Raw genomic sequence first — 9807 nt, forward strand, 5'->3', positions numbered from 1 at the left:
CTGGAATCCCGAAGCCGCCGTGGCCGCCGCCGCCCCTGCCGCCATGGCCGCCGCCGGGAAAGCCCCCTCCCCCGGGAAATCCGCCACCACCGCCGGGCAGGCCACCACCGCCGGGCACGCCGCCGTGACCCCAGCCGCCGCCGCCATGGTCACCGCCCCCCGGTTGGACGGGCGGGCCTTGCACCGGCGGGCTGAAGATCTGCGGTAGCTGCGGCACAGCGGGCGCCGGAACCACAGGAGCAGGAGCCGGGGCCGGCGCTACGGGAGCCGGGGGCGGTGCTACCGGCGCTGGCGCCGGAGCCACTGGAGCAGGTGCGGGAGCCGCAGGCGCAGGTGCGGGCACTACGGGCGCCGGTGCTGCCGGCGCAGGTGCAGGAGCTGGGGCCGCAGGCGCCGGGGCAGGTGCGGGAGCCGGAGCCGCGGGCGCCGGGGCAGGTGCGGGAGCGGGCGCCGCAGGTGGCGGCGCCGGTGCGGCGGGAGGTGAAGCATTCGGCGGTGGCGCCGGAGCCGGCGCGGCCGGAGGCGCAGCGTTCGGTGGTGGAGACGGCGCCGGCGCTGCAGGCGGTGGAGCACTCGGGGCGACCGCGTTATGGCCTGGATTAGGCCGCACACCAACCGATGGCCGGATTGTCATCGCCAGAGCGACGACCAGAGCCACAACGCCGACGACGAAAACCGCCGCCAGCGCGCTGCCAACCAGCATGAACGGCCTGCGTCGCTGTTTGCGTACGACGGGGCGATACACACCGGTGCCGGTGGCCGGCTCATCCGCGACCGCGGTGTAGGCGTCGGCTTCGTCGTCAGGCACCGCGCTGTAAGCCAGCGGTCGCTCGCCACCTGCTTCTGGGGCGTCGGGAACGTCGAGGTAGCCGGGGGCGACTCGGTACGGGTCGACGGCACCTGTTCCGGGATCTTGTGCGTAGGCCAGGGCGGCGGTCGACGACGAGAACAACGGCGCGTTGGCCGACGCCAGCGCCGCGCCGCGGGCCAGCGCGGTTTCGGGCTCTTCAGCTGCGTTGACCGGCAGCGAGGTAACCGCCTCTAGTCGCGGCTTGAGTGCGGCGACGTCGACGCCGGAGCCGACGACGAACACCCCCTGTGGGCGTTCCGGCAACGTTTCGGCCCCAGCGACCATCGTGGTCAGCTCCGAAAGCGGGTCGGCGCCGGTCAATGGCTGTCGGCGTACGTCGGTGACGGAACCGTCGGCCGAGTCGACGACGGCCAGGGTGGCGGTGTCGGGCTCGACGAACAGCAGCGCGGTGTTGTGGTAGCCGACGGCGTTGCCGGCGTTCTGTGCCAGTGCGGCCGCGGCCAAGAATGCCGAGACCAGCATGACGTTTTCCATCTTGTGGGACGCCAACGCGTCGCGCAGCGCGGCGGCGTCCGTGGGGTCGGTCCAGGTGATGCCCGCCGAGGACAGCTGGTAGCCGCTTTCCTTCGCGCCTTCCTGCGTGCCCAGGATCGCCGAGACCACCTGGTCGGCCGCGCTTACGGTTGGAGAGTCGTCGCCTCGCGTGACGTCGAAGCTGTCTTCCTCGACGGTGACGCCCTCGGCGGTTTCACCTTCGACCAACACCATGCGCACCGTGTTCGGCGCCATCGATACGCCCAGTACGGTGTCCACTGTTCCTCCACGGCCCGGTCGATTAGCCAACGTCCATCTGAAGCAGTAGCCGTGCGGACCACCGTCCCAAACGTCGGTGCGGCGGCGTCACACCTGGACCGAGGTCACGGTGTGTTAGAACCCGATGCCGAGCCTTTGGACCACTCAGTGGCCGCGGCCGTGCCCGCCGCCGAAGCCGCCGTGCCCGCCGCCGAGGCCGGGAATCCCGAAGCCGCCGTGGCCCCAGCCACCCTCGTCGCCACCGCGCGGTCCTACCGGTGGACCGATCACCACAGGAGGCGGAACGATCTGCGGGATTACTGGAACGACCGGCGGCAGGGCGGGCGGCGGAGGCGCTGGAGCGGGTGCCTCCGGGGCCGGAGCCGGTATCCGAACAGGTGCCGGGACGGGAGCCGGAGCAGGCGCCGCCGCAGGGGCCGGGACGGGAGCCGGAGCAGGCGCCGCCGCAGGAGCAGGCGCCGGCGCAGGGGCAGGTGCCGCCGCGGGGGCCGGGGCCGGCGCGGGTGCAGGCGGGGCCGGCACTGCCGCTTTCGGCGGCGGTGGTGCGGGCAGCTGCTGCACCGGAGCGACCACGTTCTGACCGAGGGTGGGCCGCTGAGCGACATTCGGCCGGATGGACACCGCGAGCGAAAGTACCAGCGCCACCACACCAACCACGAAGATCGTGAGCACGCTCATGGCCGCCAGGAATGGCCGGCGGCTGGGCTGCTCGGCAGCTTCGGCGCCGAAGTCCGGGAACATCCCTGTGGTGTAGGTTTCTTCCTCGGCCACAGGGACGGCGTAGGGGGTGGCGTGTTCGTCGGCGGCCAGTGTGAAAGCCTCGGCCTCCTCGTCGGGTACAGCGCTGTAGGCCAGGGCCTCGTCAACCGGCACCTCCGCCGCGGCCAGGTAGCCGGGAGCGACCGCGTACGGGGTCACCGCGCCGGTGCCGGGATCCTGGGCATAGGCCAGCGCAGCCGTCGACGACGCGAAGAGCGGGGCACTGGCAGAGGCCAGCGCCGCACCGCGCGCCAGCGCGGTCGCCGGCTCCTCGGGCGCGCTGACCGGAAGCGGGCTCGCCGCCTCCAACGCCGGCTTGATCATCGGGATGTCAACGCCGGCGCCGATGACGAACAAGCTCTCGGGCTGGGCTTCCAGATTGTTAGCGCCCGAGACCATTTCGACCAGCTTGGCCACCGCTTCGTCGTCGTCGTCGGGCAGCTGCTGGCGGTGCACGTCGGCGATGGATCCGTCGGCGGTGTTGACCACGGCCAAGGTCGCGCTGTCGGGCTCAACGTAGAGCAGAGCGGTGTGGCCGTGGTCGGTGGCACTGCCTACCGTCTGCGCGAGCGCGGCCGCGGCCAAAAACGACGAGACCAGCATGACGTTCTCGACCTTGCGGGCGACCAGCATGTCGCGCAGCGCGTTGGCTTGTACCGGGTCGGTCCACGTCACGCCGATCGAGCGCAGCTGATAGCCGGCCTCGGTCGCGCCCTCGCGCGTGCCGAGGATCGCAGAGATAACCTGGTCAGCTCCCGTCGACGGCGCCGACTCGTCGTCCGCTGGTAGCTCGATGTTCTCCTCATCGACGGTGACGCCGTCGGCGTTTTCGCCTTCGACCAACACCATGCGGACCGTCGCGGGTGCCATCGACACACCAAGTACGGTGTCCACTGCCCCTCCAAGTCGTTTGCTCGCCAGCCGAGGCATGCCCCGAATTGCGCACCCTCAGTCCGGCAGCCACCCACTTCATCGCCGCAGTTTGTGCGGCGTCACACGCCAAAGTTAGCTGGACGGTATCTAGTTCTGGCGGGCGCAGGACGCTGAGCCCCCACAGTCCCGTAATTCGACTTTACTGCGTGCTGCGGTGCGACGCCCGTCCTGCCGGGGTGCTTTCTGAGGACTCGATGAAGTTCTGGTAGTAGCGCGACGGGGTCGGGCCCCGCTGTCCCTGGTATTTCGAGCCCACCCGAGCGCTCCCGTAGGGATGCTCGGCCGGGCTGGTCAACCGCAGGATGCACAGCTGACCGATCTTCATGCCCGGCCACAGCGTGATCGGCAGGTTGGCGACGTTGGAGAGCTCCAGAGTGATGTGGCCGCTGAAACCCGGGTCGATGAAACCCGCCGTCGAGTGGGTCAACAAGCCCAGTCGGCCGAGCGAGGATTTGCCCTCCAACCGGCCTGCCAGGTCCCCGGGCAGCGTGCAGACCTCCAGCGTGGAGCCCAACACGAACTCACCTGGGTGTAGTACGAACGGTTCGCCGTCGACCGGCTCAACCAGGCTGGTCAACTCGTCTTGCTGCTGGGCGGGGTCGATGTGGGTGTAGCGGGTGTTGTTGAACACCCGAAACAAGCTGTCGAGGCGGACGTCCACGCTGGACGGCTGCACCAAGGCGTCGTCGAACGGGTCGATGATCAACCGCCCGGCATCGATTTCGGCCCTAAGATCGCGATCGGAGAGCAGCACACGGCGAGCGTATCTGCTGATATCGCGCCCGCGATGTTGATGAACGACGCAACGCAGGATGCTAGCCTTCCGAAGCGACTGCGCCGATGTAGTTCAATGGCAGAACATCAGCTTCCCAAGCTGAGAACGCGGGTTCGATTCCCGTCATCGGCTCCATTGATGTCGATAAGGCGGGAACCGCCGGTCGAATCGCTTGTCGCAGCTCGGCTTCCTTTTCTCCTTACCGCATGTAGATCTCTTCACCGGTGGGATATCCGCCTCCGGTGGTCGTGATGTGGACGTGGTCGTAGTGCCCGTAACCCGATCCTTGCGGGCCGGCAGGCGTGTAGTAGACGTCGCGCCAGATCGCGTCTTGTATGCCGAAGCGATCCGCGTTGTTGAGCACGAACGCGACGATCTGGTTACCTAGTGCGATGCCCTCGGCGCTGCCGGGATTGGGGATCATCACGTCGAGCGCCAAGCCGTTGGGATGCCACCTCAGCGCATCAGGCCGAACACCGCCGATGCTTTGGATCTCGGGAAATATCGCGCTGATGGTGCGAGACACCAAGATGGTTTTGACCTGCAGCCCATGCTCCGGGGCCTTGCCAGGGGGTAGTAGCTGCTTAAAGTCTTGGCGCGCCACCCGCAATCTCGATGCCCGCATCGACTCGTCGGAAGCAGGTTGGCCACCGGACCGCGCCCACGACACGGCGTTCGGTGCCGCTCCGACGAGCTGCAGGCAGCACGGGCCAACGCCGTCATTAACCGGCTCGGCGTCACCGCTCGACCGCAACGGGTGGGCGCTTCCGCTGACCGCGAAGAATACGGCGGCGGCCGGGGCCCCCACGGCAGCCATGACTACCGATGACTTTGGTCGGCGACTAGGTAGCCGATGTCTTCCCACGCGAAGCCACCTCACGAGCAAATGGAGGAAGGGTCACGGAATAATAACTAATCGGTTCTGACAGCAGGTTCGGCAGGAGGCTGTGCGCGCCAGCTACTTGACACGTGCCCAAAACTGGCGCCGACGTCTTGCCAGCTCAGTACGGGTATGGATTCCCGTCATCCGATTCAAGTTCATTACGGCCGACGCTGTTACGCGTCGATGAAGCGAGGCCGTACCCACCCGATATCACCCTCGCGACAGCACAACGCCTAATTCGTCCAGCAGCCGGCGGACCTGCATCTCAATGTCGTCGCGTATCAGTCGAACGGCTTCAATTGGCTTCCCCGCCGGATCGGGCAAGGCCCAATCTTCGTAACGCCGGCCCGGAATGGCGGGACAAGTGTCACCGCAGCCCATCGTGACGACGACATCAGCAGCGTGCACGATCTCGTCAGTCCAGCGCCGCGGTTGCCCTGCAGCGATGTCGATGCCTTTTTCGGCCATCGCTGACACTGCGGTCGGGTTAACCAGGTCGGCCGGCTCGGATCCCGCGGAGAACGCGACGGCACGGTCACCGGCGAGGTGCCTGAAGAACCCCAAAGCCATCTGGGACCGACCCGCATTATGGACACAAAGAAACAACACTGTGGGTTTCCCGCAGGGATCAGTCATGTTGCGCTCGGGGTCGGCGTGAATCGGCGTCGGACTGCCAGGGACACATAAACCAGCGCGACAAGTACAGGCACTTCAATTAGCGGCCCAACAACTCCGGCCAGGGCTTGCCCGGACGTCGCACCAAAAGTGGCGATGGCAACGGCTATCGCTAGCTCAAAATTGTTCCCGGCGGCGGTGAATGCCAGTGTGGTGGTTCGTTCATAGCCGAGACCCAGCCTCGCGCCGAGGATGTAGCCGCCGCCCCACATGATGGAGAAGTAGGCCAGTAGCGGCAACGCGATCCGCGTGACATCCCAAGGGCGCGAAATGATCTGTGCGCCCTGAAGGGCGAACAGGATGACGATGGTGAACAACAACCCGTAGAGCGCCCAGGGGCCGACAGCGGGCAAGAACCGGGACTCGTACCATGATCGGCCCTTGTTGCGTTCCCCACCTCGGCGCGACAGATAACCCAAGACCAGCGGGACACCGAGAAAAATCAGGACCGACTTGGCGATCTGCCAAGGCGAGGCGGTGATAGAGGCCTGTTGCAAGCCGAGCCAGCCGGGCAGCACGGACAGGTAAAACCAGCCAAGCGCGGCGAACATGGCGACCTGAAAAATCGAGTTCAGGGCAACCAATACCGCTGCGGCCTCGCGGTCGCCGCAAGCGAGGTCATTCCAGATGATCACCATCGCTATGCATCGGGCCAGGCCGACGATGATCACCCCAGTGCGGTACTCGGGCAGATGAGGCAGCAACAACCACGCTAATGCGAACATCAGCGCCGGACCGAGCACCCAGTTCAATAGCAGCGAACTAAGCAGCAATCGGCGGTCACGGGTCACGGTGTCGAGCCGGTCATAGCGGACCTTGGCAAGAACCGGGTACATCATGACCAGTAGACCCAGCGCGATGGGCAACGAAATCCCATTGAATTGGATGTGATTCAGACCCGCATTCAATCCCGGTACGAACCGACCCAACAGCAATCCGGTGCCCATGGCGATGCCAATCCACACCGGCAGGAGCCGATTTAGAAGCGAAAGGCCTTGGACGACAGCGGGATGTTCGTCTTGCTGTACTGTCTGCGTCACGAGTGTGCGGCCGCCGTGTTACCGCTTTCGGCATCGCCAGCAGTTCCACAGCACATGCAGCCGTTGTCATTGGACTTGTCCCCGTCGTGCGGCGCAGAGCCGAATGTGTCCGCGTCGGCCAGCACGGTGTACACCTCCCACCTCTCACCACCGGGGCCGGTCACCCACACCTTGTCCTGCATGGCGAAACAACAGGTCGTTCCCATTTCCTTTTCGGTGAACATGCCTTCCTCAGCCAAGCGGGCAATCTCGGCACGCACTGCATCGCTCGTTTCGACTTCAACGCCAAGGTGATTGAGGGTCCCACCGAGGCCACGGTTTTCGATGAGGACGAGCTTCAACGGCGGCTCGGGGACGACGAAGTTTGCATAGCCCGGTTTCACTTTGGCCGGCGCGGTGTTGAACAGCTTGGAGTAAAACGCGATCGCCTCGTCGATGTCATCGACGTTGAGAGCGAGTTGGACTCGGGGCATGACGGCCCTCCCTACCTCTGTGACTTATATCGAACTATGTGCGCGTGTCCGATCATGCCACTTCTTCGATATATGTCAACAAGCTGTGACAACATGGGGGCATGCCGAAGACACTGCCGGTTGTCGACATCTCCGCACCTGTGTGCTGCTCGCCAGTGGCAGCGGGACCGCTAGACGACAACGAAGCGTTGGAGATCGCTCTGCGGCTAAAGGCCCTCGCCGATCCGGTCCGAGTCAAACTCGTCTCGCTGCTATTCAGCTCGAAAGAGGGCGAAGTGTGTAGTTGCGATCTGGCTGACGCGGTCGGACTGACGGAATCGACAGTCAGCCACCACCTGACACAGCTGCGCCGGGCGGGCCTGGTCGAATCGGAACGGCGGGGGATGAATGTGTACCACCGACCCCGGCGCGATGCGCTCATTGCGCTGTGTTCAGTGCTGGATCCCACTTGCTGTGCCTAACCGTTCAACGGAATCACAGTGTCTCCCGCTTCGGCTGCATCGCCATCGCCCGAGCGCCGGCCGGCCCAACACGCCCAGCAGCCGCTTCGTTCGCTGATATTCCCTGGCCGTAGCCGAAACGTGACTGAGACTTGATCCAATAGCTAACGCGCCCTTTCGGTTTCCGTCCTTGCAGCGCCCTACGATCCCTATTACAACTCTGTCGATTAAGAGGACCTGGAGCCATGCGGACGGTAGTTCGGTGTGTTGTCGCGGTGATCGGTGTCGCCGCGACCGTGGTCGCGGGTCCGGCCGACATAAGCCTTGCGGCGACGAACCAGTCGTATCGGTTCGCCATCGCGTCGGTTTTGCCGATGCAAGGAGAGGTAGTCGGTGTGGCGCACCCCGTGGTCGTGACGTTCAGCGCGCCCGTCGCCAATCGACGTGCGGCCGAGCGTGCTATCGACGTCAAATCGGTGCCCCCGATGACCGGCAAGTTCGAATGGCTCGACGCCAACGTCGTGCAGTGGGTTCCGGACGGATTCTGGCCGGCGCACAGCACTGTGGCGCTTTCAGTTGGCAGACGTCCCACCAAGTTCAAAACTGGTCCAGCTGTCCTCGGTGTCGCCGATATCTCTGATCACACGTTCACCGTCACCATCGACGGAGTCGCCGACGGGCCGCCGCCCCGACGACCCGCACCGCACCACCGGCCTCACTGGGGAGAAGAGGGGGTGATGTTGGCTTCGATGGGCAGGCCGGAATACCCGACGCCTGTTGGCACTTACACCGTGCTGTCCAAGGAACGCTCGGTGATGATGGATTCGAGCAGCGTCGGCATCCCTGTTACCAATCCCGACGGTTACCGGATCCCGGTGGATTACGCCGTGCGTATCACCCGCCGCGGTCTATTCGTGCATTCAGCTCCATGGGCTATCAATTCACTCGGAAGTCAGAATGTCAGCCACGGCTGCATCAGCCTGAGTCCCGCGGACGCCGAATGGTATTTCAACGCGGTCAACATCGGTGACCCGGTGATCGTCCAGGAGTCAGGAATAGAGCGACCACACCGGCTTCCCTCAAGAGGATCCACACCGGGTTAATGTGTGACCGCAGCCCAAACGCTCTGAACCGCTGCGATGACCGCACGTCCGCGAGACAGAAGCGACGGTCGTTAACCCAAGGCCGATCACGACCGTGGCTTCTGTTTCGTGGGCTAAATCGCCCTCGGCGCCGAGCTGCAGCCGAAGGGGCAGCCTAGGAAGGCCCAGGCAAAACGGGCTGACCCGGCACGGGCCCACCGGCGGGCGCCGGACCCGTCGGCTGACCTTTACCGCCGTAGCTACCAGACATGTCGATGAGCGGAGCACCTTCCGGGACCGGAGCAACCACCGGTGCACCCGCCACCACGGGCGCACCGGCAGCAACCGGCGCACCCACCGGCACTGGAGCGCCGACCGGCGCACCAGCCGGCACCGGCGCACCCACCGGCACTGGAGCACCCACCGGAACTGGAGCACCGACCGGCACCGGAGCAGCAACTGGCCCAGGTGCAACTATCGGAACACCAGCCATGTCAGTCAGTGGAGCGCTAGCCGTGCACGCGCCAGCCGCTGGTCCGCCACCAGCTGCCGGCCCACCAGCGGTTGCCGGTCCTCCGCCGGCTACGGGTCCGCCAGCGGCCGGTGCCGTTCCACCGGCGGTGGCCAACGGTGCAGCCTCGCCCGACAACCCCTGCATGCAGGCGTAGCCACCCGTTATGAGCGGGGCAGCTCCCGCGCCCGGGCTCAACGCTATTGCGGCTCCGCACAACCCAGCGCCGACAGCAACTACTTTGATGTTGAATCGATCGAAGATCGTCATCAACCTCAACTCCTTCATTCGCGCTCAGATATTCCTCATGAGTTGGTGCAGCAGAACCGCATAGCCGTACCCACGTCGTATCTCGACGACCCGGTCAATTGTCAGCGGCAAATGTGAAACCAAGACGCGCCGCACCGCGTCGTTTCCAAATGGTGACGTTTGGTCTAACCGCCACGCTTACAAAAAAGGGGAAACGAAATGACGGTGCCGCACATCTGCGCAACTTCCGTGGACCCGCGCGGACCTATTTCGTTGATATTCCATAAATGACAAAAACCTTGCACCCCGCAACGGCACAGAATCGACTTCGGCTGAAACCGCCGGTTCAATTCCGGTATCAGC

At 65.2% G+C, this 9807-nt stretch carries 8 protein-coding genes, 1 tRNA gene and 1 pseudogene; 3 read left to right on the forward strand and 7 right to left on the reverse strand.

The annotated features are described in order from the left end of the window. The 3 genes from VFA16_RS03315 to dcd form a co-directional block, all read right to left on the reverse strand. Window positions 1-1624, reverse strand: a 1624-nt coding sequence (locus VFA16_RS03315) for a DUF7159 family protein (protein WP_414687629.1), incomplete at its 3' end; no start/stop codon positions are given. Window positions 1625-1768: 144 nt separating this feature from the next. After that, window positions 1769-3277 carry a DUF7159 family protein gene (locus tag VFA16_RS03320; RefSeq protein ID WP_324966448.1) on the reverse strand — a complete coding sequence of 503 codons (1509 nt, stop codon included), beginning with the start codon at window positions 3275-3277 and terminating at the stop codon, window positions 1769-1771. Between the two features lie 178 nt (window positions 3278-3455). Then, window positions 3456-4070 carry a dCTP deaminase gene (gene dcd / locus VFA16_RS03325; RefSeq protein WP_324966449.1) on the reverse strand — a complete coding sequence of 205 codons (615 nt, stop codon included), beginning with the start codon at window positions 4068-4070 and terminating at the stop codon, window positions 3456-3458. A gap of 82 nt (window positions 4071-4152) precedes the next feature. Here dcd and VFA16_RS03330 point away from each other — a divergent pair. Beyond that, window positions 4153-4226 (forward strand) — tRNA-Gly (locus tag VFA16_RS03330). A 64-nt stretch (window positions 4227-4290) separates the two neighbouring features. Here the strand turns inward: VFA16_RS03330 and VFA16_RS03335 are convergent. The 3 genes and pseudogenes from VFA16_RS03335 to VFA16_RS03345 all read right to left on the reverse strand — a co-directional run bounded on the left by VFA16_RS03335 (window position 4291) and on the right by VFA16_RS03345 (window position 7162). Beyond that, window positions 4291-4956 carry a hypothetical protein gene (locus tag VFA16_RS03335; RefSeq protein WP_324966450.1) on the reverse strand — a complete coding sequence of 222 codons (666 nt, stop codon included), beginning with the start codon at window positions 4954-4956 and terminating at the stop codon, window positions 4291-4293. A 228-nt stretch (window positions 4957-5184) separates the two neighbouring features. Then, a pseudogene (gene arsB, locus VFA16_RS03340) lies at window positions 5185-6689 on the reverse strand (ACR3 family arsenite efflux transporter). Next, the gene (locus VFA16_RS03345) at window positions 6686-7162 is read right to left on the reverse strand and encodes an ArsI/CadI family heavy metal resistance metalloenzyme (RefSeq protein ID WP_324966451.1); all 477 of its coding nucleotides are present in this window, start codon (window positions 7160-7162) and stop codon (window positions 6686-6688) included. Before VFA16_RS03345 ends, arsB begins: the two are co-directional and overlap by 4 nt. Window positions 7163-7263: 101 nt before the next feature. Between VFA16_RS03345 and VFA16_RS03350 the strand changes: the two genes are divergently transcribed. Together VFA16_RS03350 and VFA16_RS03355 are read left to right on the forward strand one after the other, a co-directional pair. Continuing rightward, complete coding sequence (locus VFA16_RS03350; protein WP_324966452.1) at window positions 7264-7623, forward strand: Rv2640c family ArsR-like transcriptional regulator; 360 nt, start codon at window positions 7264-7266, stop codon at window positions 7621-7623. A gap of 224 nt (window positions 7624-7847) precedes the next feature. After that, window positions 7848-8705 (forward strand): L,D-transpeptidase, encoded by an 858-nt coding sequence (locus tag VFA16_RS03355; protein ID WP_324966453.1) that lies wholly within the window; start codon window positions 7848-7850, stop codon window positions 8703-8705. Window positions 8706-8859: 154 nt separating this feature from the next. Here the strand turns inward: VFA16_RS03355 and VFA16_RS03360 are convergent, their stop codons facing one another. Further along, complete coding sequence (locus tag VFA16_RS03360) at window positions 8860-9465, reverse strand: hypothetical protein (protein WP_324966454.1); 606 nt, start codon at window positions 9463-9465, stop codon at window positions 8860-8862. Window positions 9466-9807: the final 342 nt, after the last annotated feature.

The sequence above is a fragment of the Mycobacterium sp. genome (genome assembly GCF_035653355.1).
Classification (GTDB): Bacteria; Actinomycetota; Actinomycetes; order Mycobacteriales; family Mycobacteriaceae; genus Mycobacterium.

Excerpts from the sequence above, each read along its gene's own strand:
- VFA16_RS03345 (WP_324966451.1), bottom strand. The coding sequence starts at position 7,162 with ATGCCCCGAGTCCAACTCGCTCTCAACGTCGATGACATCGACGAGGCG.
- VFA16_RS03350 (WP_324966452.1), top strand. The coding sequence starts at position 7,264 with ATGCCGAAGACACTGCCGGTTGTCGACATCTCCGCACCTGTGTGCTGC.
- VFA16_RS03355 (WP_324966453.1), top strand. The coding sequence starts at position 7,848 with ATGCGGACGGTAGTTCGGTGTGTTGTCGCGGTGATCGGTGTCGCCGCG.
- VFA16_RS03360 (WP_324966454.1), bottom strand. The coding sequence starts at position 9,465 with ATGACGATCTTCGATCGATTCAACATCAAAGTAGTTGCTGTCGGCGCT.